Origin of the sequence: uncultured Nitrosomonas sp. (genome assembly GCF_902826915.1) — a bacterium.
Classification (GTDB): domain Bacteria; phylum Pseudomonadota; class Gammaproteobacteria; order Burkholderiales; family Nitrosomonadaceae; genus Nitrosomonas.
Map to the genome: position 1 here is coordinate 1 of NZ_CADEGP010000032.1, position 24,067 is coordinate 24,067.

Annotated in this window: 22 protein-coding genes and 2 tRNA genes; 17 read left to right on the forward strand and 7 right to left on the reverse strand. The window is 45.9% G+C overall.

Features of this window, described 5'->3' with window-relative positions:
• Window positions 1–232: 232 nt before the first annotated feature.
• Window positions 233–308: transfer RNA gene (locus QZV86_RS07250), tRNA-Thr, on the reverse strand.
• Window positions 309–526: 218 nt separating this feature from the next.
• Here QZV86_RS07250 and aroQ point away from each other — a divergent pair.
• The 7 genes from aroQ to QZV86_RS07285 all read left to right on the forward strand — a co-directional run bounded on the left by aroQ (window position 527) and on the right by QZV86_RS07285 (window position 8,950).
• Window positions 527–979, forward strand: coding sequence for a type II 3-dehydroquinate dehydratase (aroQ, locus tag QZV86_RS07255; RefSeq protein WP_295625554.1), 453 nt, complete (start codon window positions 527–529; stop codon window positions 977–979).
• A gap of 68 nt (window positions 980–1,047) precedes the next feature.
• Complete coding sequence (gene accB, locus QZV86_RS07260; RefSeq protein ID WP_295625556.1) at window positions 1,048–1,530, forward strand: acetyl-CoA carboxylase biotin carboxyl carrier protein; 483 nt, start codon at window positions 1,048–1,050, stop codon at window positions 1,528–1,530.
• 25 nt (window positions 1,531–1,555) lie between these two features.
• Entirely contained in the window at window positions 1,556–2,917 is a 1,362-nt protein-coding gene (gene accC / locus QZV86_RS07265) for an acetyl-CoA carboxylase biotin carboxylase subunit (RefSeq protein WP_295625559.1), read from the forward strand.
• A 35-nt stretch (window positions 2,918–2,952) separates the two neighbouring features.
• A complete protein-coding gene (prmA, locus tag QZV86_RS07270) occupies window positions 2,953–3,870 on the forward strand; it encodes a 50S ribosomal protein L11 methyltransferase (RefSeq protein WP_295625561.1) in 918 nt (305 codons plus the stop codon).
• 90 nt (window positions 3,871–3,960) lie between these two features.
• Window positions 3,961–4,776 carry a zinc-ribbon and DUF3426 domain-containing protein gene (locus QZV86_RS07275; RefSeq protein ID WP_295625564.1) on the forward strand — a complete coding sequence of 272 codons (816 nt, stop codon included), beginning with the start codon at window positions 3,961–3,963 and terminating at the stop codon, window positions 4,774–4,776.
• Window positions 4,777–4,847: 71 nt separating this feature from the next.
• Window positions 4,848–8,558, forward strand: coding sequence for a methionine synthase (metH, locus tag QZV86_RS07280; protein WP_295625567.1), 3,711 nt, complete (start codon window positions 4,848–4,850; stop codon window positions 8,556–8,558).
• 218 nt (window positions 8,559–8,776) lie between these two features.
• Entirely contained in the window at window positions 8,777–8,950 is a 174-nt protein-coding gene (locus QZV86_RS07285) for a hypothetical protein (RefSeq protein WP_295625570.1), read from the forward strand.
• A 249-nt stretch (window positions 8,951–9,199) separates the two neighbouring features.
• On the opposite strand, the gene QZV86_RS07290 is transcribed toward QZV86_RS07285, so the two are convergent.
• From QZV86_RS07290 to lnt, 6 genes are read right to left on the reverse strand one after another with little or no spacing between them, the layout of a single operon-like run.
• Entirely contained in the window at window positions 9,200–9,901 is a 702-nt protein-coding gene (locus QZV86_RS07290) for a SprT family zinc-dependent metalloprotease (RefSeq protein ID WP_295625573.1), read from the reverse strand.
• A 2-nt stretch (window positions 9,902–9,903) separates the two neighbouring features.
• Window positions 9,904–10,635, reverse strand: coding sequence for a 1-acyl-sn-glycerol-3-phosphate acyltransferase (locus tag QZV86_RS07295; RefSeq protein ID WP_295625576.1), 732 nt, complete (start codon window positions 10,633–10,635; stop codon window positions 9,904–9,906).
• Window positions 10,632–11,171, reverse strand: coding sequence for a D-glycero-beta-D-manno-heptose 1,7-bisphosphate 7-phosphatase (gmhB, locus tag QZV86_RS07300; RefSeq protein ID WP_295625578.1), 540 nt, complete (start codon window positions 11,169–11,171; stop codon window positions 10,632–10,634). The genes QZV86_RS07295 and gmhB overlap by 4 nt, the downstream gene beginning before the upstream one ends.
• A gap of 1 nt (window position 11,172) precedes the next feature.
• The gene (gene glyS, locus QZV86_RS07305; RefSeq protein WP_295625579.1) at window positions 11,173–13,341 is read right to left on the reverse strand and encodes a glycine--tRNA ligase subunit beta; all 2,169 of its coding nucleotides are present in this window, start codon (window positions 13,339–13,341) and stop codon (window positions 11,173–11,175) included.
• A complete protein-coding gene (gene glyQ, locus QZV86_RS07310) occupies window positions 13,338–14,261 on the reverse strand; it encodes a glycine--tRNA ligase subunit alpha (RefSeq protein WP_295625582.1) in 924 nt (307 codons plus the stop codon). Before glyQ ends, glyS begins: the two co-directional genes overlap by 4 nt.
• A gap of 44 nt (window positions 14,262–14,305) precedes the next feature.
• On the reverse strand, window positions 14,306–15,817 hold the full coding sequence (lnt, locus tag QZV86_RS07315) for an apolipoprotein N-acyltransferase (RefSeq protein ID WP_295625585.1): 1,512 nt from the start codon (window positions 15,815–15,817) through the stop codon (window positions 14,306–14,308).
• Window positions 15,818–16,124: 307 nt separating this feature from the next.
• Between lnt and QZV86_RS07320 the strand changes: the two genes are divergently transcribed.
• The 10 genes from QZV86_RS07320 to pth all read left to right on the forward strand — a co-directional run bounded on the left by QZV86_RS07320 (window position 16,125) and on the right by pth (window position 24,027).
• The gene (locus QZV86_RS07320; protein WP_295625588.1) at window positions 16,125–17,861 is read left to right on the forward strand and encodes a tetratricopeptide repeat protein; all 1,737 of its coding nucleotides are present in this window, start codon (window positions 16,125–16,127) and stop codon (window positions 17,859–17,861) included.
• Between the two features lie 108 nt (window positions 17,862–17,969).
• Window positions 17,970–18,746: a septum site-determining protein MinC gene (gene minC, locus QZV86_RS07325; RefSeq protein WP_295625590.1), complete on the forward strand. Its 777-nt coding sequence runs from the start codon at window positions 17,970–17,972 to the stop codon at window positions 18,744–18,746.
• A 24-nt stretch (window positions 18,747–18,770) separates the two neighbouring features.
• The gene (minD, locus tag QZV86_RS07330; protein ID WP_292918759.1) at window positions 18,771–19,583 is read left to right on the forward strand and encodes a septum site-determining protein MinD; all 813 of its coding nucleotides are present in this window, start codon (window positions 18,771–18,773) and stop codon (window positions 19,581–19,583) included.
• The gene (minE, locus tag QZV86_RS07335) at window positions 19,580–19,858 is read left to right on the forward strand and encodes a cell division topological specificity factor MinE (RefSeq protein WP_292918760.1); all 279 of its coding nucleotides are present in this window, start codon (window positions 19,580–19,582) and stop codon (window positions 19,856–19,858) included. Before minD ends, minE begins: the two co-directional genes overlap by 4 nt.
• 108 nt (window positions 19,859–19,966) lie before the next feature.
• Window positions 19,967–20,587 carry a lipoprotein insertase outer membrane protein LolB gene (lolB, locus tag QZV86_RS07340; RefSeq protein WP_295625595.1) on the forward strand — a complete coding sequence of 207 codons (621 nt, stop codon included), beginning with the start codon at window positions 19,967–19,969 and terminating at the stop codon, window positions 20,585–20,587.
• A 46-nt stretch (window positions 20,588–20,633) separates the two neighbouring features.
• On the forward strand, window positions 20,634–21,473 hold the full coding sequence (gene ispE, locus QZV86_RS07345; protein ID WP_295625597.1) for a 4-(cytidine 5'-diphospho)-2-C-methyl-D-erythritol kinase: 840 nt from the start codon (window positions 20,634–20,636) through the stop codon (window positions 21,471–21,473).
• 6 nt (window positions 21,474–21,479) lie between these two features.
• Window positions 21,480–21,554: transfer RNA gene (locus QZV86_RS07350), tRNA-Gln, on the forward strand.
• A gap of 139 nt (window positions 21,555–21,693) precedes the next feature.
• Window positions 21,694–22,644, forward strand: coding sequence for a ribose-phosphate pyrophosphokinase (locus QZV86_RS07355; protein WP_295625599.1), 951 nt, complete (start codon window positions 21,694–21,696; stop codon window positions 22,642–22,644).
• A gap of 63 nt (window positions 22,645–22,707) precedes the next feature.
• Window positions 22,708–23,328, forward strand: a complete 621-nt coding sequence (locus tag QZV86_RS07360) for a 50S ribosomal protein L25/general stress protein Ctc (RefSeq protein ID WP_295625602.1) — start codon at window positions 22,708–22,710, stop codon at window positions 23,326–23,328.
• A gap of 129 nt (window positions 23,329–23,457) precedes the next feature.
• Window positions 23,458–24,027 (forward strand): aminoacyl-tRNA hydrolase, encoded by a 570-nt coding sequence (gene pth, locus QZV86_RS07365; protein WP_295625605.1) that lies wholly within the window; start codon window positions 23,458–23,460, stop codon window positions 24,025–24,027.
• Window positions 24,028–24,067 lie beyond the last annotated feature (40 nt).

The following is a 24,067-nucleotide window of genomic DNA, read 5'->3' on the forward strand; positions in this document are numbered from 1 at the left end:
GACAGAAAAGGCTGGGCTATTTGTCACCAGCACAATTTACGCAGCGATACTATGCTAATTTGCTTGTTGCTTAAACCGATGGACTCCATTTTTGACAGCACACATCAAAGAGCCGTACTAAAGCTCGTTTTTAGCGAACGGCTTCGATACTGCCGAAATGAGGGGTTTAGAACCCCTGAAAAGTCGCTCCCATTCTCGCTTTTAGAGCAGAATAGCGTAGGTAAAGATGGAATGGTGCTGTTGAGAGGAGTCGAACCTCCGACCTACTGATTACGAATCAGTTGCTCTACCAACTGAGCTACAACAGCCCGGCTCAAATCGAGCGAGGTATTATAGATGGTTGGAGAATTGTGGGCAAATGATAAAGGGTTAAATTCAAGAGTTTGTGTTTTATCGATATTTTTTGCAGATATTTGAACTTTTCCTCAATGACCAGTTTCAATATTTTTCTGACAATTTTCGCTTAAGTTCGGCTAATTTCGTCAAAAACCTGTACATTCTTATTGCAACGGTACATAATCCACTAATGGATTCAGAAAAGATCAAAGTCAATAATATCTTGATTATTCATGGGCCCAATTTGAATTTGTTGGGCGTTCGTGAACCCGATGTTTATGGCGGCGCAACATTGCAAGATATTAACAGAAATTTAAGTAAATTAACTGAAAATACTGGGTTTAAGCTGGATTTTTTTCAGAGTAATGCAGAATCGGCATTGATTGAAAGAATACAGCAAACGATGAATGACGGGACCAACTTCATTATCATCAATCCGGCTGCCTACACGCATACCAGCATTGCTCTGCGGGATGCAATTGCAGCGGTTAAGCTGCCATTTATCGAAGTGCATTTATCGAATATTTATTCTCGTGAGTCTTTTCGTCAGCATTCCTATTTTTCAGATTTGGCGATTGGTGTTATCAGTGGTTTAGGTGCTAAAGGCTATGAATTAGCACTAAAATACGCGATGACATCTTAAGCATCTGTTGCGATTGACTATAGTTGTAAAACTTCCTTACAGCGAGACAATGTCTCGGGAGATTGGATATGGATTTAAGAAAGCTTAAGAAACTTATTGAGTTGGTTGAAGAGTCGAGTATTGCCGAGCTGGAAATTACAGAGGGCGAGGAAAAAGTGCGTATTAGCAAATCCGGCCCCGGTGTGCAGAATTATGCTTTCATGCCGCCACCCATGGCGGCAGTGATGCCTCCGGCTTCTCAGCCGGTACCAACAACAATTTCTGAAACCAGTGCATCTGCTGAAACAGCAGACTCAAATAATAAATCCATCCCAGATGGACATATTGTCAAGTCTCCGATGGTGGGTACATTTTATCGGGCGGCATCGCCTGGAGCCAGTCCATTTGTTGAAGTTGGGCAGAGCGTGAAAGTTGGGGATACGCTCTGCATCATTGAGGCCATGAAATTACTGAACGAAATAGAAGCGGATAAAAATGGTGTGGTCAAAGCGATCTTATCAGAGAATGGGCAACCGGTTGAGTACGGTGAGCCTTTATTCGTAATTCAATAATTCTCTGAATAGAGATCAGATAGCTATGTTTGAAAAGATTCTTATTGCAAATCGCGGCGAAATTGCGTTGCGGATTCAGCGTGCCTGCCGTGCGATGGGCATCAAAACAGTGGCGGTGCATTCAGAAGCCGACGCGGAAGCGAAATATGTGATGTTGTCCGACGAATCGGTATGCATCGGCCCAGCTCCTGTCGGACAGAGTTACCTTAATATTCCGGCCATTATCAGTGCCGCCGAGGTGACCGATGCAGAGGCTATTCATCCCGGTTATGGATTCCTGTCCGAGAATGCGGATTTTGCCGAACGAGTTGAGAAAAGTGGATTTGTATTTATTGGCCCACGATCAGAAACAATTCGTTTGATGGGAGATAAAGTCAGCGCAAAGAATGCCATGAAAGCTGCTGGTGTTCCATGCGTTCCGGGATCGGATGGTGCGCTACCGGAAGACCTTGATGAGATAAGAAAGATTGTCAAGGAGATCGGCTATCCCGTAATTCTTAAAGCCGCAGGTGGGGGTGGTGGGCGTGGTATGCGGGTGGTGCATACCGAAGCTGCGTTATCCAATGCAGTTATCATGACACGCAATGAAGCGCAGTCGGCATTTGGCAATCCGACAATCTATGCAGAGAAATTTCTGGAAAACCCGCGTCATATTGAATTTCAGTTATTAGTGGATGAGCATGGCCATGCTGTTCACTTGGGCGAGAGAGATTGCTCCTTGCAACGCCGTCACCAGAAAATTCTCGAGGAAGCGCCTGCGCCCGGGATATCTGAAAAATTGCGTAATAAAATTGGTGAACGATGTGCGGATGCTTGTCGCCGAATCAAATACCGCGGTGTAGGTACATTTGAGTTTCTGTTTGAGAATAATGAGTTTTACTTCATCGAAATGAATACCCGTTTGCAAGTGGAACATCCGATAACGGAGGCGATCACAGGTATTGATCTTGTGGAGGCGCAAATAAATGTTGCGGCTGGTAAGGTTTTACCGATGCATCAGAAAGATATTGTGTTCAAGGGGCATGCCATAGAATGCCGTATCAATGCTGAAGATGCTTATAAATTGACACCTTCTGCCGGACGAATTACGCAATATCATGCGCCAGGCGGCCATGGAGTGCGAGTCGACTCACATGTTTACCATAATTATATGGTGCCGCCATATTATGATTCAATGATTGGTAAAATCATTACCTATGGCGATACCCGCGAACAAGCGATTGCGCGCATGCGAATTGCGCTGTCTGAAATGGTGGTAGCCGGGATCAAAACCAATATTCCACTGCATCATGACTTGCTGAATGACGCATCCTTCTTGCGCGGTGGCGTTTCAATTCATTATCTGGAACAAAAGCTTGCACTGCATAATAAAACTAAAACTGATTGAGCGGTGAATTTAACCGCAAGCCCCTTACATTAAGCATGTCCTGGGTTACGCTAATTATCAAAGCTGACGCAACGAATGCCGAGTTGTTGAGTGACGTGTTGATGGAACAGGGTGCATTATCGGTGGATATTCATGATGCGGCGGCTGACACGCAAGACGAACAAATGCTGTTCGGAGAACCCGGAGAGCCCTGCGAAGAAATCTGGCGCAACGCTGAAGTGTCGGCACTATTCAATCAAGATGCTGATATCGATGAAATTCTACGCAATTTAACCCATATCGTACAACCAGGCAGGCAACTGGATTTTCGTCTGAAACGTGTTGAAGAGCAGGATTGGGTGCGTCTAACTCAATCCCAATTTGATCCCATTCAAATCTCACAGCGTTTATGGATTGTTCCTACTTGGCATCAGGCACCTGATCCTGCCGCGATTAATCTGATACTGGATCCGGGGTTGGCATTTGGTACCGGTAGTCATCCCACAACGCAATTGTGTCTCGGCTGGTTGGATCAAAATTTGCGACCAGGCGCTAAGATTGTTGATTATGGTTGCGGCTCCGGGATATTAGCGATAGCTGCATTAAAACTGGGTGCCAGCCATGTCACCGGCATCGATATTGATTCCCAGGCGATTAAAGCCAGCCAGGAAAATGCAGCCAGAAATCATTGCGCTGCGTATCAATTCTTTTTTACAACTAACCATCAAGCTGCTACAAGAGACTTGCAACTGCAAGAACAAGCTGACGTTGTGGTTGCCAATATTCTGGCGAATCCTTTAATCATGTTGGCACCAGTTCTGGTGCAATTGGTTCGACCACAGGGCTCCATAGTATTGTCTGGAATCTTGCAGCAGCAAGCTGCAGAAGTTAAGTATGCTTATCAGCAATGGTTTGATATGGACAGCGGTAAAGAACAGCAAGGATGGGTGTTGTTAACCGGCAGCAAAAGGTGAAATAATTATCGCCTTTAGCGAGTTTCCAGAATCGGCAAATACACAGTCCGCTGGTCCATTTAAAGTGACGATTCATTCGGGTAATAGCCTATGGCGCTTGTAACACTCTGTCCAGGTTGCAGTACCACCTTTCGTGTGAATGCTGCGCAATTGCAGGCGCATGGAGGCGATGTGCGTTGCGGGTGCTGCCAACGGATATTCAATGGATTTGCCACGCTGATTACGGTGAATGAATCGGCCATCGAATATACCTCCCAGATTCAATTGTATACTTTCAGCACGACTGAAATAGCGGCCGAAAATCAGATCATTCCTGGAAGCTCAGATAACGAAGTCGAAACGCATGTCATTCCGGAGTTGAATCAAGAAACAGCCGAAACAACTGAGACATCAGCCCCTCTGTTCGGGGATGAGAAGCCAGATAGACAGTGGTATGTGAAGTGGGGATCGGTGAATGCGCTACTCGCGTTGTTCTTGATAAGTCAGATTGCCTATAACTACCGCACTGAATTGACTATAATTGCACCGGAAATAAGACCTCGCTTGGAGCGATTATGCGAATTCTTATCGTGTACAGTGCCCTATCCGCAAGAAATCAGTCTGATCGGCATCGAATCATCCGAATTGCAGAAAAATCCTGCGCAACAGCCTGAAGTAGCCACGATGTATGCAACTATCCATAATTATGCGCCTTTTCCACAGGTATGGCCCGCCTTGCAACTATCATTGTTGGATGCACGAGAAGAATTAATTGCCAGTCGTATTTTCACAGCGCAGGATTATTTGCAAGAAACGGACAAGTCGTTGCCATTTATTCAGCCTCAACAAGAAATTGAGGTTCGATTGGATTTTGACAGCGATCGAGTGGATGCACTCGGATATCGGTTGCTGTTGCTCTATCCCTAATCACTGATGCAGTCGCAGGTATACGCTGAGGTATAATAGCCAATTCAGTTTCTTTTGATATATGTTTCTCAATGAATAAGAATCCCCGTACTACTTTACTCGAAAGCTTATTTGCACAACGCATCCTGATTCTGGATGGCGCGATGGGCACAATGATCCAGACATTCAAGCTTTCCGAGGCAGATTTTCGTGGGCAGCGTTTTGCTGATTTTCCACATGATCTGAGAGGGAACAATGACTTATTAACACTGACCCAGCCGGATATTATTCGATCGATTCATAGCGGATATCTGGAAGCGGGTGCGGATATTATCGAAACCAACACGTTTAATTCCACTGCGGCTTCGATGGCTGATTATCATTTGCAGGATATAGTGTATGAATTGAATCTTGCTGCGGCAAAACTGGCGTGCGAGGCGGCACAGGCTTATGAAGAAAAATCTCCACAGAAACCACGCTTTGTTGCCGGTGTGCTCGGCCCCACCACCAAGACCGCGTCCATTTCTCCCGATGTCAATGATCCGGGTTTTCGCGGCATTACATTTGATCAATTGGTGGCTGATTATACCGAATCGATTCGTGGGTTGGTCGACGGCGGGGCTGATATTCTGCTGGTTGAAACTATTTTCGATTCGCTTAACGCAAAAGCGGCGCTGTTTGCTATCGATCAGTACTTTGTCGATCATGATATACGGTTGCCGATCATGATTTCGGTTACCATCACCGACGCATCCGGGCGCACGCTGTCAGGGCAAACACCGGAAGCGTTCTGGAATTCAATCAGCCATACACGGCCGTTATCGGTGGGTATCAATTGCGCCCTCGGTGCGGAATTGATGCGCCCGTATATTGAAGAATTGGCGGGTGTGGCGGATGTGTATACCAGCGTGCATCCCAATGCCGGTTTGCCTAATCCTCTATCTGAAACAGGTTACGATGAATCGCCGGAATACACCGCGAACCAGATTAAGGGCTTTGCGGAGGCGGGCTTTGTCAATATTGTTGGCGGTTGTTGCGGTACTACACCGGCGCATATCAAGGCTATCGCGCAAGCGGTTGCGGATATCGCACCACGCCAGGTACCCGAAATCCAGAAAAAATTGCGCTTGTCCGGCCTGGAACCGCTGAACATCGGCGATGATTCATTATTTGTCAATGTCGGTGAACGCACCAATGTCACGGGTTCCAGAGCATTTGCTCGTTTGATCCTCAATGATGATTACGCGGAAGCGTTGAACGTGGCGCGCAGTCAAGTAGAGAGTGGCGCGCAGATTATCGATATCAATATGGACGAAGCCATGTTGGACTCACAGAAAGCCATGGTGACTTTTCTGAATCTGCTGGCGGCTGAACCGGATATCTGCAAAGTGCCGATCATGCTCGATTCCAGCAAGTGGGCAGTAATTGAAGCCGGTTTGAAATGCGTGCAAGGAAAACCGGTGATCAATTCGATCAGCATGAAAGAAGGTGAAGCAGAGTTTTTTCATCATGCCAAATTGGCGCGCCGTTATGGCGCAGCGGTGATTGTGATGGCATTTGATGAGCAGGGCCAGGCCGATACTTTGCAGCGCAAGGTGGAGATTTGCACCCGCAGTTATCGTCTGCTGGTCGATAAGATTGGTTTCCCACCCGAAGACATCATTTTTGACCCGAATATTTTCGCTATTGCGACGGGAATTGAGGAACATAATAACTACGGCGTCGATTTCATCGAAGCGACCCACCGCATCAAACAGACGCTGCCTTACGCCAAAATAAGCGGCGGAGTTTCCAATGTCTCGTTCTCCTTTCGCGGCAATGAGCCGATTCGCGAAGCGATTCATACCGCTTTTCTGTATCACGCGATCAAGGCCGGCATGACAATGGGTATTGTCAACGCCGGGCAATTGGGGGTGTATTCAGATATTCCAGCGGAACTGCTGGAAAAGGTAGAGGATGTCATTCTCAACCGGCGTGAGGATGCAACCGAATGCTTGGTTGAGTTCGCAGAGAACTTTAAAGGCAAAAAGAAAGAACAGATTGAAGATCTGGCGTGGCGTGATGAGCCCCTGCAACAGCGTTTGACACATGCTCTGGTTAGGGGTATTTCCACCTATATTGTGGAAGATACCGAAGCTGCGCGTTCAGAAATCGATAAACAGGGTGGCCGCCCGATCCAGGTAATCGAAGGGCCGCTGATGGAAGGCATGGGCGTGGTTGGTGATTTATTTGGCGCGGGAAAAATGTTTCTGCCGCAAGTGGTTAAATCGGCGCGCGTAATGAAGCAGGCGGTGGCGCACTTGTTGCCTTTCATCGAAGCCGAAAAGAAACTATCGGGAGACAATAAGCCTAAAGGGAAAATCGTTATCGCTACTGTCAAAGGCGACGTGCATGATATTGGTAAGAATATCGTTACCGTGGTTTTACAGTGTAATAATTATGAAGTGATCAACATGGGCGTGATGGTGCCCAGCGCGCAAATTCTTGACATGGCGCGGCGCGAGAATGCCGACATCATTGGTTTGTCCGGTTTGATTACGCCTTCTTTGGAAGAAATGGCACATGTCGCTAAGGAAATGCAACGCGAGGGATTCACCATTCCGTTGCTGATCGGTGGCGCAACGACGTCGCGAGTGCATACTGCGGTTAAAATTGCACCACACTATGAAGGTCCAACCGTTTGGGTGCCAGATGCCAGCCGCGCAGTGGGTGTGTGCAGTAATTTGTTATCACAGGATTTGCGGACAAATTATGTGCAAGAAATAAAAAATGAATACGAAAAAGTGCGCACCCAGCACAAAAATAAGAAAGGACCTGCGAAACTGTTGACGCTTGCTGAGGCACGTGCCAATGCGTTCAGTACCGATTGGGCAAATTACCAATCTTATCAGCCGGAACTGATTGGTATCCGTACGCTGAATAATTATCCACTGGAAAAAATTGTGCCGTATATCGACTGGACGCCATTTTTTCAGGCGTGGGAGCTTGCCGGACGTTATCCAGATATCCTGCAAGATGAGGTGGTTGGAGAAACAGCAAGCCAGCTATTTCGCGATGCACAAACGATGCTGAAGAAAATAATCGAACAGAAATGGTTGAGCGCCAATGCAGTAATTGGTTTGTTTCCGGCCAATTCTGTCGGCGACGACATCGAAATTTACACTGATTCGTCACGCAATAAGCTTGCCATGACTTATCATTGTTTGCGGCAACAAGATCAGAAGCCATCGGGCAAGCCGAATCGATGTTTGTCCGATTTTATCGCCCCTAAAGAATCAGGAATTCAAGATACGATTGGTCTGTTTGCTGTAGGTGCTGGATTTGGTATTGACGAGCGTGTCAAGACCTTTGAAGAGGCCAATGATGATTACAGCGCGATTGTGCTCAAAGCATTGGCGGATCGTCTAGCGGAAGCGTTTGCTGAGCACATGCATGCACGAGTACGGCGCGAATTCTGGGGTTATGCCAAAGATGAGACTCTAACTAATGCTCAACTGATCAATGAAGAATATCGCGGCATCCGTCCCGCACCTGGTTATCCCGCTTGTCCGGACCACACCGAGAAGGGTGCGTTGTTTGCGACATTAAGTGCAACCGCGAACGCGGGTATCATCATTACTGAATCTTTTGCCATGGTTCCGACTGCTGCCGTATCTGGTTTCTATTTCGCGCATCCTGACTCTACGTTCTTTGCGGTTGGAAAGATCGGCAAAGATCAAGTGGAGGACTATGCGAAACGGAAAGCCTGGACGGTAGAAGAAACTGAGCGATGGCTTGCGCCGGTACTAGCATATGAAAGATAAGTACATGATTCTGTTAATTATCGATAATAATGACACGTATCAATGTCAGTACTGTTATCGGGCATATCATTAGTGGGTGCTTCCTAAGCGACACTCTCTTGTACTCCAAATATCTTATAAGATATAGTTAAAATTAGATTGGGTATATGTCTGATCAATAGTTAAGTTTACGATGACAATTTGTATTTTAGATTTTAATAAATTTCTTGGAGAACATAATGAAATTAAAATTGATACATTGCTTGGTAACTTTGCTCGTGATCCCGCTGATGTCTGGATGTTGGTTGCTTGCAGCAGGTGGTGCGGGTGCATATGGCGGTTACAAGGCTAAGAAAGAAGGCTATGAGCTGCGAAATCCTGTCACAAAGGAAAAGAAGACTAAGACCGAGTGACAAGGAAGCTAGTAGGAAAATTCTGAATTCCCACCTGCTTGTCTTGTTCGGGTTTTTGTTTAGGCGAGCAGGATGGGTGTGATAGTATCCTACTCGCAGAACTCCAATGAAATGGTTTAATGCCGATTCAAATATGAAGTGCAACGCCTGATTTGAGTCCGCAATTTTTAACTAGTTAAACAGATTAAAAAATTGGATACAAATGCCAGTTATATGGCCTGTCACGACTTGCGCCAACAAGAACAAGGATCAACCATACTCTTTGAGCTCTTTACGAGCCGTCTGATAATCTAAGTAAACGCTCCCCACCAACTTCCAAAATCTCGCCGAGTGATTCATCTCAATCAAATGCGCCAGTTCATGCGCCACGACGTAATCAACCAAATACAGTGGCATTTGGATCAAACGCCAATTCAGATGTATAAAGCCACGGCTGTTGCAACTGCCCCAGCGGGTTTTAGCGCACGATAAACGGAATAGCGGGACGCGTATATTAAGTGCTGACGCATAGATCGCGATACGCTGCTGAAAGCAGACGATGGCTTGCTGATAGTACCAAGCCATGACAAATTTCTCGATTTGATGGGAATTGAGTTGCGGTAGGGGTTGTTCAGCAGTTCGCACATTCGCAGTTTCTTTGGCACAATACCGCGCCATTTCAATTTCGCCCGATGATTTCAGTACGATATGCCACGGCTCACCGAGTAACGGATAGATCGCATCCTGCGTCCACGGCATGGCAAGGCTTTTTTTGTTTTCCCATTGCTCCAGCTTCTTAGTGATCCAGCCCGCTTTTTCCTGCAGGATAGTTTCGACTTGGGGAAGCGCGATTTGCAGTGGCACGCTGATGCGCAAACCCTGATGATCAATTGTTAAGCCAATGGATTTGCGCTTACAATGTTTAAGGGTGTAAGTAATTTTCCGGCCATTTAGAACGGTCTGAATGAACACTCTTATATTTTTTGCTGACTTTTCTGATTAATGCGCAGCATTTCAAACTCAATCCAGGCCTCCACCTGCGCATTCAATTCGCCGGGCTCCATACCAGTAGGATCAATTGGCTTGCCGATACTGACAGTAATGGTGCCGGGGTGTTTGATGAAAGAATTTCTCCCCCATAGCTCGCCGGCATTGTGTGCGACCGGCACTACCAGCGTGTTTGTATGCGTGGCCAGCCATGCGCCACCGATACGATACTTGCCGCGTTGACCAGGCGGAATGCGCGTACCCTCCGGAAAGATCACGATCCAGAATCCTTGTTTTAACCGATCTTTGCCTTGTTCGACGATCTGTTCCAATGCTTTCTTTTTGGCGCTCCGGTCAATCGCGATGGGGCTGATCATGGCCAAGCCCCAGCCGAAAAACGGGATGCGCAATAATTCCTTTTTCAGTACCCACACTTGCGGCGGAAAAATTTTCTGGAAAGCTAATGTCTCCCATGCCGATTGATGTTTAGACAGCACGATACTTGGAGTTTCCGGGATATTTTCCGCACCGATGATCTGATAACGAATACCGCACAGATTGCGCAGCAAAAACAGCATGATGAAGGTCCAGCTGGAAGTAACCCGATACCGGTTATGCGGCGATAATGGAAAACAGGCTAATGTCAGTAAAGCATAGGGTGGCGTAATAATGATTTGCAGCAACATATACAGCGTTGAACGAAGAGTGGTCAGTATCATGTATTTTCAATCAGTGCGTGGGCCACCGCCGCCAGATTCTCAAAAACCTGCGTACTGGCGGGAATTTCACTATTAGTGCGCGTTGCTGATCCATTGCCAGTCAGAACTAACACAGGAATTGCACCAACGGCTGCGGCGGCTTGCAGATCCTTCAATGAATCACCGACAACCGGAATATTTTTTAAATTAACGCCGTAACGTTGCATGATTTCATCAAACAAACCGGTCGCCGGTTTGCGGCAGGCGCATTTGTCCGCATCCGTATGCGGGCAAAAAAATATCGCATCGATGCGCCCGCCAGCATGATGAATTGCTTTGTACATTTGGTCATTAATGGCGTTGTAAGTCGTCATATCGATCAAGCCGCGGCCAATGCTCGACTGATTGGTGGCAATAACCACACGATAACCGGAATGCGTTAACCGGGTAATGGCTTCCGGGCTGCCTGGAATGGGAATCCATTCCTCCGGCGTTCTGATAAAGGTATCGCTGCATTGATTAATCACACCGGTTTGGTCGAGGATGATCAGTTTCATGCTAACTAACCGCCAATTTTGAAAGATCAGCTACACGATTCATGGTTTGCTGAAGTTGTTTCAATAAGGCAAGCCGGTTATTGCGTAGTGATTCATCCTCAACATTCACCATCACATGATCAAAAAAAACATCGATCGGTGATTTGAGCTTGGCAAGAGTTTGCAGCGAGGCGGTATAATCACCTGCTGCAAAAGCTTTTTCTGTTTCCGACAATAGGGTTGTTAATGTTTGATGAAGCACCTGCTCAGCTTCTTCCTGTAATAGCCTAGCATTCACTTCATCGTGGATGCTACCTTCCGATTTCTTGAGGATATTGCCCACCCGTTTGTTGGCTGCTGCCAGGCTGATTGCTTCGGGTAATGCCACAAAAGCGCGCACGGCAGCAAGACGTTTGGGAATATCGCTCAGATTCTGCGGATTCAAGCCGAGCACAGCATCGACTTCCTGTGCGGTGTAGCCTTGCTCGCGCAAATTGCCAGCGAGCCGTTCATAAATAAAAACCAGTAATTGCTCACGTGATTCTATTTTAATATGGCGCTTGAGCCCTATCATCATTTTTATCGAGGATTCCGAATAATCTGTGTAAATTTCTTCTTCTGCAATAACTATAGCTGCTTGATAAACCAATTTATCCAACTCGAGCGGCAAGATTTTCTCAATCAATATGCGGATAACGCCTAAGGCATGACGGCGCAATGCGAAAGGATCCTTGTCACCAGTCGGAGTTTCGCCAATATTGAACATATTTATCAACGTTTCTAATTTATCCGCTAGCGCCACACAAATACCAGCTAAATTTCGCGGCAATGTATCACCTGAAAAACGCGGCTTATAATGATCTTCGATGGCAAAAGCGATATCGTCACTCAATCCTTCGTATTGCGCGTAATAACGCCCCATGATGCCTTGCAGTTCCGGGAATTCACCGACCATATCCGTAAGTAAATCGGCTTTGGCCAGTGTCGCAGCTTCATAAACTTGATTAGCCAGTGCATCCCCACCCAGTTGTTGTCCAATCATTTTTGCAATTGCCCGAACATACTGCATGCGCTGACCCTGCGTACCCACCTTGTTGTGGTAAACCACTTTATCCAATTCCGGCACACGCAAAGCCAGTGTTTTTTTACGATCTTGGTCAAAGAAAAACTTGGCATCGGCTAAACGCGAACGCACCACACGTTCATTTCCAGCGATCACTTGCGTTGCATCAGCAGGTCGAATATTGGAAACCAGCAGGAACTTGTTGGCCAATTTTTCCTGCGTATCGAGCAATGGGAAATATTTCTGGTTCGCTTTCATGGTCAGAATCAGACATTCCTGCGGCACTTGCAGAAATTCTGCATCGAATTTGCAAACTAGCACATTAGGATGCTCGACCAATGCAGTCACTTCGTCCAGCAATGCGTCATCGTCAATCGGGGTAAGATTTTCCTTTGCGGCAGCTAAGGCAAGCTGTCGAACGATTTCGGCGCGGCGTTCAGCAAAACTTACAACGACCACGCCTTCGGTAATTAATTGCTGCACATAACTGTCGGCATTGTGCAGTACGATGGGATTGACTCTCGCTTCAAAGCGATGCCCTTGTGTCTCGCGTCCGGCTTGCAAGCCTAGAATATTGACGGGGACAATATCTGCGCCATGCAACGCGACCAATGCATGCGCGGGGCGCACAAAGTTGACGCTACTCCAACCATCCGCCAATTGATACGTCATCACCTTGGGAATCGGTAATTGGCTGATCGTTTCCTGCAACGCTTTTTGCAGGCCGTCGGTCAACGACGTGCCTTTAACGGTGCTGTCCAGAAACAGCGTTTCGGTTTTGCCCTCCATCACACGCTTGAGTTGTGGCACGACTGTAGCATCCACGCCAAAGCTTGCTAGTTTTTTCAATAATGGCGGTGTTGGCTGACCCTGCGCATCCAGGCCGACAGCTACCGGCATTAGTTTTTGAGTAACCGCTTTATCGGCAGCTTGCGCAGCCACGTTGCCGATATGCATTGCCAGCCTCCTCGGGGTTGCATAGGAGGCGACGATTGCATCTTTGGTTATCAATCCTTGCACTTCCAGGCTGGCGGTTAATAATTGCGCAAAACTATTATCCAGCTGTTTCAGCGATTTGGGTGGCAATTCTTCCACTAATAATTCAACGAGCAGATTCTGGGTCATCATGCAGACTTCACTATATCGGGCATTTGTTCGACCCATTCGCGCGGGGCCATCGGGAAAGGAGGGCTCAGGCTTGCGCGGCTATCGTAATACGCCTTGGCGACTTGCCGCGACAGATTGCGGATGCGCCCGATATACGCGGCGCGCTCAGTGACCGAAATAGCGCCACGTGCATCCAGTAAATTGAACGTATGCGCGGCTTTCAATACTTGCTCATAAGCGGGCAGTGCCAATTGCTTTTCGATAAGATGATTGGCTTGCGCTTCGTGCTTGCCAAACGCCAGAAACAAAAACTCGGTATCGCTTTGTTCAAAGTTATAGATTGATTGCTCCACTTCGTTCTGATGGTACACATCGTGGTAAGTTAATCCCTGGGTCCAAGTCAGGTCAAACACGCTTTCCACGCCTTGCAAATACATCGCAAGCCGCTCCAATCCATAGGTAACTTCACCGGTAGCTGGTTTGCAATCAATGCCGCCAACCTGTTGGAAATAGGTGAATTGCGTCACTTCCATGCCATTGAGCCAAACTTCCCAGCCCAAACCCCAGGCACCCAGTGTAGGATTTTCCCAATCATCTTCGACCAAACGCACATCGTTTTGCGTCAAATCAAATCCCAGTTCGCGCAACGAGTTGAAATATAAATCCAGAATATTCTTCGGTGCCGGTTTGAGCACTACCTGAAATTGATAATAATGTTGCAAGCGATTCGGATTATCACCATAACGCCCATCTTTCGGTCGGCGTGCTGGTTGCACGTATGCCGCTTTCCAAGGTTCAGGGCCGATGGCGCGCAGGAAAGTAGCGGTATGGCTGGTTCCCGCGCCCACTTCCATATCGTAGGGTTGCAAGATCGCGCATCCTTGCTTATCCCAATACCGCTGCAAGGTCAGGATAATTTCCTGAAAAGTAAGTGTTGACATGAAGAATCTGAATTAAACCACTCTCAAATGAAGTAATGCGGATTTTACCGGGTTTTTCGCGCGGTGCGAAACGCGGATAGCAATCCAATGCATATTAACAAACCGGCTAATCCAAGTACCGGGTAATTTCCCATGCGCACATAGGGCGTAGCTCCGGTAAAACCTTGCGCTAATCCGTGCAACGCCGCAGTGGTAAAAATTTCAATGGTTTGCAATACCTTGCCGCGTTCGTCGATGATCGCAGTTACGCCAGTATTGGTGGCTCGCAGCATGTAGCGCCCGGTTTCCAGTGCGCGCATTTGCGAAATCTGCAAATGCTGCTGCGGCCCGATCGAACGCCCAAACCAGGCATCATTGCTGACATTAACCAACATCGTGGCTTGTGGTAACTGATTAATGATTTCTTCGCCAAAAACATCTTCGTAGCAAATATTAATCGCAACACGCTGGCCTGCAAGATTCATCGGCTGTTGATCCAAGCTGCCGCGCGAAAAATCCGATAGCGGTATTTGCAATACATCGATAACCCAACCGAATATGGGCTTTAATGGAATAAACTCACCAAAAGGCACTAGATGATGTTTGCGGTAACTTTGTTCCGGTGCCGAACCAAAACTGAACATGGTGTTGTAATATTCGTCAGCATTATGGGCATCACGTTCGGCCAGCCCAATCAATACATCGCCATTGTTGTTTTTGGCATGCTCAGCCAGATGCGACAAATAGAGCTTCGGCACGACATCGCTGAACAAAGGGATAGAAATTTCCGGTGTTACAATCAAGCGGCTATCACTTTCCAGAATCAGCCGGGCATAGGTTTCCATTGTATTTTGCAAATAGTCTTCGCGCCACTTCAGATCCTGGGCGATATTACCTTGCAACAGACTCACCGTAACCGGTTCACCTTGTGGTTTCACCCAATTAATTGCCTGTAAACCATAGCCACCGAACCAAATCAGCAGTAAGGGCAATCCGTAACGCCATTGTCTGCCCCCTTTATCAATCCAGAAAAATAGCAAAGCAGCGCTGAATACCACGATCATTGAGATACCATATACACCGATGATCGGTGCAAAGCCTGCCAAGGGACTGAAGGGTGCCTGTGAGTAGCCCATCAACAACCATGGAAAGCCGGTAAACAAAGTACCGCGTAGCCATTCAAACGATATCCACAACGCAGCAGCCAGTGCGGCCCAGAGAAATGATGAAGTCAAACGAAGTTTAGCCAATAACCACAGCCCCGAAGCGGGGAAGAGCGACAGATAAGCACAGAGTATAATCAATGCGACAACCGCGATGGGCATCGGCATTGCGCCGAAATCGTGCAAACTGACATAAATCCATGTAACGCCAGCGCTAAACAGTCCCATACCAAAACAAAACCCTAGTGTTGCACTTTTGATCGGGGATGGGCTATTGTGACAATAACCGAACAATGCAGCGAGCGTAATCACCGGAACCGGAAACAGATAAAAAGGTGCAAAACCAAGCACAGTCAGCACACCCAACAAATAGACAATAATTAATTTAACGTAAGAATTTTTCAAGAGAGTCAAAATTGGAAATATCAATGGATAAAATTCATGCGGTAGTATGCTTGAATTTTAGTACAAGCCGGTACAATTATGAACTTTCGTGATTTAATGTCGTTCTCAGCATCTCCTAAACATAAATTCATCAATAATTCCTTGCGTACTATCTAATTCTTATTTTTCGTGATGACATTCGATACAACTTATGCTAAATAATGATTTATTCACTTGAAAGAATAATAATGAACTAAGGTTTGTGGGTCTAATTATGAGCCATGAAAATGAATAGGCTGCACGATTTATCTTATTTTGAAAATCAATCGGATTTCTCATGAAATTTAAACTTCTATGTGTGTTATTGCTATCTGGACTGACTGCCTGCGCGCAGATACCTGCGAACAAGAAAATAGAAAACACAGGGGAGCCCAACGAGCAGGAAGACGTCAGTCAAACTAATTTACCCAAGCAAGAACTGACCGCACCAATCTTATTTGATTTCCTGATCGGTGAAACAGCATTACAGCGCGGCAATCTGGATATTGCGGTAAACCGATATGTCAAGCTGGCCAAAACCACGCGCGATCCTCGGATTGCTAAGCGTGCAACAGAAATTTCCCTACACGCAGGCAATTCTTTTGCTGCCGAACAAGCGGCAACAATGTGGATTCAGCTTGAACCGGATTCAGTGGATGCCCGCCAAACCATTGCAGCATTATTGGTCAATCTTGGCAAATTGAATACCGCGCAACCTCATCTTGAAAAATTACTGGCTTCGGAAAAAGATGGGTTAGGCAATGCATTTATGCAACTTAACCAATTGCTATCACGGAATTCAGATAAAGCGGCAACGTTGCAGTTAATACAACAACTATCTCAACCCTACAAAAATCTCCCGGAAGTTCATTTTGCCATTTCTCAGGCAGCTTGGTTTGCCAATCAGCATCAACTGGCATCCGAAGAAATGCAAAGCGCACTGGCACTGCGTCCAGATTGGGAAATCGCCGCAATTCATAATGGACGAATATTACAGCGCATCTCAGCTAACGATGCAGCTCAATTTTATCGCGACTATCTAGAAAAATATCCCGAAAGTAACGAAGTTCGGATTGCATATACCCGGGTATTAATAATTAGCAATGAAGCTGATACGGCGCGAGAACAATTGCAATGGTTAATGGACAAGAATCCGGACGATGCCGAAGTCATGCTGGCTGCCGGACTTCTAGCTACAGAAATGGGTGACTTTGATGTCACCGAAACAAGCTTTAAAAAAGCACTGAGCTTAGGATACAAGGACACCAATGCTGTACACTTTCACTTAGGCCAGATTTATGAGGAAACGAATCGCCCTGAGATGGCGATGGACTCCTATCAGACGGTAAAAAGCGGGGAACGTTATTTACCTGCACAAATACGCTACGCAGATTTGTTGGCAACCCAAGGCTATCTGAAAGAAGCGCGTGAGCACCTACAAAAACTTCCGGCCGCCAATGATCAGCAAGCCGCTCATTTGATTCTGGCGGAAGCGCAAATTCTGCGTAGATCAAAAGCATATCAAGAAGTATATGATCTGCTTAACGAAGGTCTGAAGAAGCTGCCTGATTATCCTGAACTGCTTTATGATCGCGCACTGGCCGCCGACAAACTAGGAAAATTTAAAATTCTTGAGCAGGATTTGCGCAAGCTGATAAAACTCAAACCTGACAATGCTCATGCCTACAACGCATTGGGTTACAGCTTCGCTGAACGCGGCATCGAATTACCAGAAGCGCTCAAACTGATAAGAAAAGCAGTTGAGCTTGCTCCAGAGGATCCATATATCATGGATAGTTTGGGTTGGGTTTACTACCGCATGGGTAATCTAGCGAAGGGTTTAAATTACTTGAACTTAGCATTTACTGCTCGCCCAGATGCGGAAATTGCAGCACACTTGGGTGAAGTACTTTGGGTACAAGGCGCTAAGGACGATGCCATCAATATTTGGCGATCTGCTTTAGAAAAAGAACCTGATAATAAAGTTTTGCTTGAAACATTACAACGTCTTACAAAAAAGAAAGTCATCGACTAAACTTTCTCATAAGTAGGACTTATAATCAACTTCATGATAAAAAAGCTATTGATCACATAACAATGAATCCTGATACAGTCCTCATGGTGCTACAATGCGCTCTAAAAAATGGTAAATACTTCTCCAACTCTTGAATTTAAAAGCAGCACCTTTTTTGCACCTATACTTATTCTTTATACGAATGACATGATTGCAATAGAGCAAACGCTGTATGAGAAAATTAATCTGGCACCGGATTTTTTCAAAGATTCGCCTTTGATGATTGATTTGCGTGAGTTAAATAAATTGAATCTGGATTTGGATTTTTCCCAGCTCGCCCAGCTTTTGCGAAGAGTTGGTTTTTTCCCTGTCGGTATTCGCGGAGGTAATGAGCAACAAAACAAGCAAGCGCGCGCGCTATCACTTCCAATCGACACGGTACGCGAACTGGGTAACCCAATCATCATTGGTGAGACGCAAAAACAGGAAAATACTCAACAACCTCTGACGCAGCCGGAAGTAGCCGCAATCAAAGAACCCAAGGAGCCCGTGCAACCAGCTGCAATTCCACCCGTATCTGCCACAACGATATTAGTTACTCAGCCGATTCGCTCCGGGCAACGTATCTACGCATCCGGGGATTTGATCATCTTATCTCAAGTCAGTGCAGGTGCCGAAATTATGGCCGAGGGTAACATACACGTCTATAATACCTTGCGAGGTCGCGCCCTAGCAGGCGTACATGGCAACACAGCCGCCAGAATATTTTGCTTCGATTTGCAAGCTGAGCTTATCTCTATCGCAGGAGATTATAAAACCAGTGAAGATTTAAACAAGCAAACATACAGCAGTCCGGTACAGATATATTTACAGAATCACGCATTGATCATTAAAGAGATTGCTTAAAACCAAATAGCAAAGGAGGCTCAATTGGCAAGAATTATAGTCGTGACGTCGGGTAAGGGTGGCGTTGGCAAAACAACAACAAGCGCAGCAATTGCCATGGGGTTGGCGAAAAGAGGTCACAAAACAGCGGTGATTGATTTTGATGTGGGTTTGCGAAATCTGGACTTGATTCTCGGCTGCGAACGTCGTGTTGTTTATGATTTTATCAATGTTATCAATGGGGAAGCCAGTCTCAATCAAGCACTTATCCGTGATAAAAACTGTAATCTTCTCTATATCCTGCCAGCTTCGCAAACGCGCGATAAGGATGCTCTGACACACGAGGGCGTAGGCAAAGTACTAGATGAGCTATCCAAAGATTTTGGATACATTGTTTGCGATTCGCCCGCAGGTATTGAAAAAGGCGCCAATTTAGCACTTTATTTTGCCGATGATGCTTTTGTCGTTACCAATCCGGAAATTTCTTCTGTCCGAGATTCGGATCGCATGTTGGGTATTTTGTCGAGTAAATCACGTCGCGCTGAAAGAAACGAAGAGCCTATCAAGGAATATTTATTGTTAACCCGATATGATGCCGACCGAGTAAAATTAGGTGAAATGCTGAGCCTGGAGGATGTACAGGAAATCTTATCCCTGGAACTGTTAGGCATTATTCCTGAGTCAAAATCCGTCTTATCCGCATCAAATGCAGGTATACCGGTCATCCTAGACGAAAAAAGTGAAGCAGGCCAGGCTTATGCCGATGTCGTCGCGCGCTATTTAGGAGAAAAACTGCCGCATCGATTTATTGATGGTAAGCAAGGGTTTCTCAGGAGGCTTTTCGGAGGAAGAAAATGAGCTTACTGGACTATTTCAGATCATCTAAACCTAAGACCGCATCGCTTGCCAAAGAAAGGTTACAAATTCTTGTCGCGCATGAACGCACTTATCGCAACCAGCCTTCTTATTTACCGCAATTGCAGAAAGAGCTTTTAGACGTTATCCGTAAATACGTTAATGTGGAACAAGACGCGATATCAGTTAATTTTGAACAAGACGAGAATCAAGAAACACTGGAACTCAATATTGTTCTGCCCGATTATCACCAAACCAATAAAACTATAAATAACTAAACACTCTTGCGCATTGGCACATTGGTAATTAACGAATTGAAATCGACTAATTTTTGTATTGAATTTGAAAATTCTAAATTACCAGTGAACCGGATCAATGCCCATCAAATGAATGCTATTCTGGGATTTTTGATCAGCTGCTTCATCCTATTCGCTCCAGGCTGCAGAACATTACCGAACCAACCACCATCTGATGCGATTGCAACAACTATTTTCACCGAACCGCTTGCTGCCAGCACTCAAAATACTTCTGCTAATGATTTCAATATCCTAGGTAGAATATCTATCCAAGACAAAAACCAAAGCTTTTCCGGTAGCTTTCGCTGGCAACACATGACCGCCAACGATGAAATTTTGCTATTCACACCTTTAGGCCAAGCAGTCGCAGAAATCACGAAAGATGATGAAGGAGTGCGCTTAATTACCTCAAAGCTAGAGGCATTCTATGCTACCGATGTGGAGAGTCTGACTGAAGAAATATTGGGATGGCGCTTGCCATTGGATGGCTTGCAGTACTGGATCCAGGGAGAACATTCGCCATTTGCTGCTGCAGAAAAGGATCTGGATAGAAAAGATCAAGTTATCGCTATCCGTCAAGATGGCTGGCATATTCATTATAGTAGCTTCACTCCAGTCTCGTTGAATTCCCTAACGCTCCCCCGCGTGATCAATTTGTTTTATGACAACTTAAGAATCAGATTGGTAGTAGATAATTGGCAGCTTGAGTAATTTTTCCATATAAAACACAGATACCCTCTTATTCATTTCACTATTCATGCTTACATTTTCTGCTCCTGCCAAGCTGAATCTTTTTCTACATGTCATTGGCCGCAGGCAGGATGGTTATCATTTATTACAAACAGTTTTTCGTTTTATCGATTTTTCGGATGACTTAAGTTTCAGATTGCGAACAGATGGCATAATCAAACTGCATAATCCCATTGCCGGCATACCCGAGGAAAAAGATCTTTGCGTTCGCGCAGCTAAATTGTTAAAGCAGGCAACAGGAACTAAGCAAGGAATTGATATTTTTTTGCAGAAACGAATTCCCATGGGAGGCGGTTTAGGTGGCGGCAGCTCGGATGCGGCCACTACACTGCTAGCATTGAATCATTTGTGGAAAGTTAATTTGAGCCGACAACAATTGCTCGAATTAGGGCTTCAGCTCGGTGCTGACGTCCCGGTATTTATTTTTGGAGAAAATGCTTTCGCTGAAGGAATTGGTGAAAAATTAACCCGCATTAAATTGCCACCCGCTTGGTACGTAGTTCTGGTACCACCGGTACAAGTATCAACTGCTGAAATTTTCACGAGTAAAGAATTGACACGCAACACGATTCCTATCAAAATACCGCCCTTTTCTGTCTTGCAGGGCCATAATGATTTGGAATGGGTAGTTTGCCGGTTATATCCAGAAGTTGCGCGATGTTTAGAGTGGCTAAAGCAGCAAGAAAATACTACAATAACGGCGATGAGCGGGTCAGGTGCTTGCGTTTTTGCTGAGTTTTCATCTGAAGCCGCAGCCCAAGCTGTTTTCGAATGCATTCCTGATAGTATGGCAGGCTTTATGGCAAGAGGATTGGATTGCCATCCAATGCAACAAACAATGAAATAAAAATATAGGGGAGTCGCCAAGTGGTAAGGCACCGGATTTTGATTCCGGCATTCGTAGGTTCGATCCCTACCTCCCCTGCCAGTTTGTATGAATTTCACTCAATCTCAATGGATCAGTGAATAAATAGTAGTTAAACCTAAAAGCGGATCGTTGAAGCGTTTGAGAAGACAAGCCAGCGTTCCGTTTTCCAGCTAATTTGCTCAAAGAACGAAGAAAAAACATGTCTTATGACAGTTTGATGGTTTTTACCGGAACCGCGCACCCTAAATTGGCCCATGATGTTGTCAAGCATCTCAACATCCATCTGGGGCGAGCAAATGTAGGGCGTTTCAGCGACGGCGAGATCATGGTGGAAATCCTTGAGAATGTGCGTGGAAAGGATGTTTTTGTGCTGCAATCCACCTGCGCACCGACCAATGATAGCCTGATGGAAATATTGGTCATGGTCGATGCCTTAAAACGTGCATCCGCGGGTCGAATTACTGCTGCGATCCCATATTTCGGTTATGCACGGCAAGACAGAAGGCCGCGCTCAGTACGCGTGCCGATCACCGCCAAGGTCGTGGCAAATATGCTGGCTACGGTTGGCATTGACCGATTATTGACTATGGATTTGCATTCAGATCAAATCCAGGGATTTTTTGATGTCCCTGTTGACAATATATATGGCATGCCCATTTTGCTGGGAGATATCTGGAAACATAATTACCAGAATTTGATCGTGGTATCACCGGATGTTGGTGGAGTGGTGCGCGCCCGACATCTGGCCAAGCGCCTGGAATGTGATTTAGCCATTATCGATAAGCGCCGCCCCAAACCCAATGAAGCGAAGGTGATGAATATCATCGGTGAAGTCAAGGACCGCACCTGCGTCATAATCGACGATCTGGTAGATACTGCAAATACACTGTGCGAAGCAGCCAAAGCATTAAAAGAGCACGGCGCACGAACGGTATTGGCCTATTCTACCCATGCTGTTCTATCAGGCAGTGCGATCGAGCGTATCCAGAATTCAGCTTTGGATAAGCTAGTGGTCACGGATACGATACCACTGCGCAACGATGCAATAGATTGTGAACGCATTTGTCAGTTAAGCATTGCCAATCTTTTGGCGGAAACTATGTTGCGCATCAGTAATGAAAGCTCATTAAGCTCTTTATTTATGGAATAGACCGAATCCTTTTTTAACCGGTTTGTTTGGTCGCGAACAAACTATCAACATGGAGTAGCAGAAATGAAAATAGAAATCAGTGCCGAGAAGCGCACATTGCAGGGAAAGGGTGCGAGCCGCCGTCTGCGTGGTTCTGGTAAAGTGCCGGCAATCATTTATGGTGGTGATCAGAAATCGCAATCAATAGAGATGGATCATAATGATTTGTTTCACAAGCTCAGGCTGGAAGCTTTTCATGCATCCATCCTCACTTTGAGTGTGGCAGGGAAAAAAGAACCTGTGTTATTGCGCGATGTGCAAATGCATCCTTTCAAAAAACAGGTATTACATGTGGATTTTCAGAGAGTCGACAAGAGCAAGAAAATACACATGAAAGTTCCATTGCACTTTATCAATGCAGAAATCTCACCCGGCGTAAAAACTTCCGGTGGAATCGTTACCCATATCTTGAATGAAGTGGATATCACTTGCTTTCCAGGTAATTTACCTGAATTTATTTCTGTCGATCTGGCAGAGCTTACCGCAGGGCATACACTGCACTTAAGTGACTTGGTATTGCCTAAAGACGTCGAAACAGTGGCGTTGGCCAAAGGCGATGATCTACCCGTTGCAACGATTGTGATCCCAAGATCAGTGCTCTCTGAAGAAGCCGCCAGCGAGGAAGCAGAAGCTGAAAAAGAGTAGTTTAAGTACTTAAGCTGCCTTGGAAATTTATCCAATCTGCCGGAATTAAACAACATACCGGCAGATTTTTAATTTCTGAATTCACTCGGAGTAACCGGATTAATTCACACTGTATTTTGACCTCACCTCATGAAACTTATTGTTGGATTGGGTAATCCCGGCAGAGAGTATGCAGGGACACGCCATAACGCCGGTTTTGAGTGGGTAGATCGATTATCTCAAATGCTGCATGCACCGCTGAGGCTAGAAGCTCGGTTTCATGGCTTATGTGCACAGATCCGCCAGAATGATAGAGATGTGTGGCTGCTGGAGCCGCAAACCTTTATGAATAGAAGCGGGCAATCTGTAGCTGCTTTGTGTCAGTTTTATAAAATCCAGACGAACGAAATCATCGTGATTCATGATGAACTGGATCTATCGCCCGGTGTCGTCAAACTAAAGAAAGACGGCGGCTTGGGTGGACATAACGGTCTCAAGGATATTGCAGCAAAGTTAGGGACCCAGGACTTTTGGAGGCTACGCATTGGCATTGGTCATCCGGGTGATCGTGGTGCCGTCGTGAGTTATGTATTACATCCACCGAGAAAAGAAGAAGCACCGCTAATTGATGAAGCTATCGCAAGAAGCCTGGATGTCTGGCCGCTTATTGCACAAGGCGCCTGTGAAGCCGCCATGATGAAATTACATACCAAGGTATAACATTCGGTAAAACTTTCATACAATCGTTATTTAATCCCTA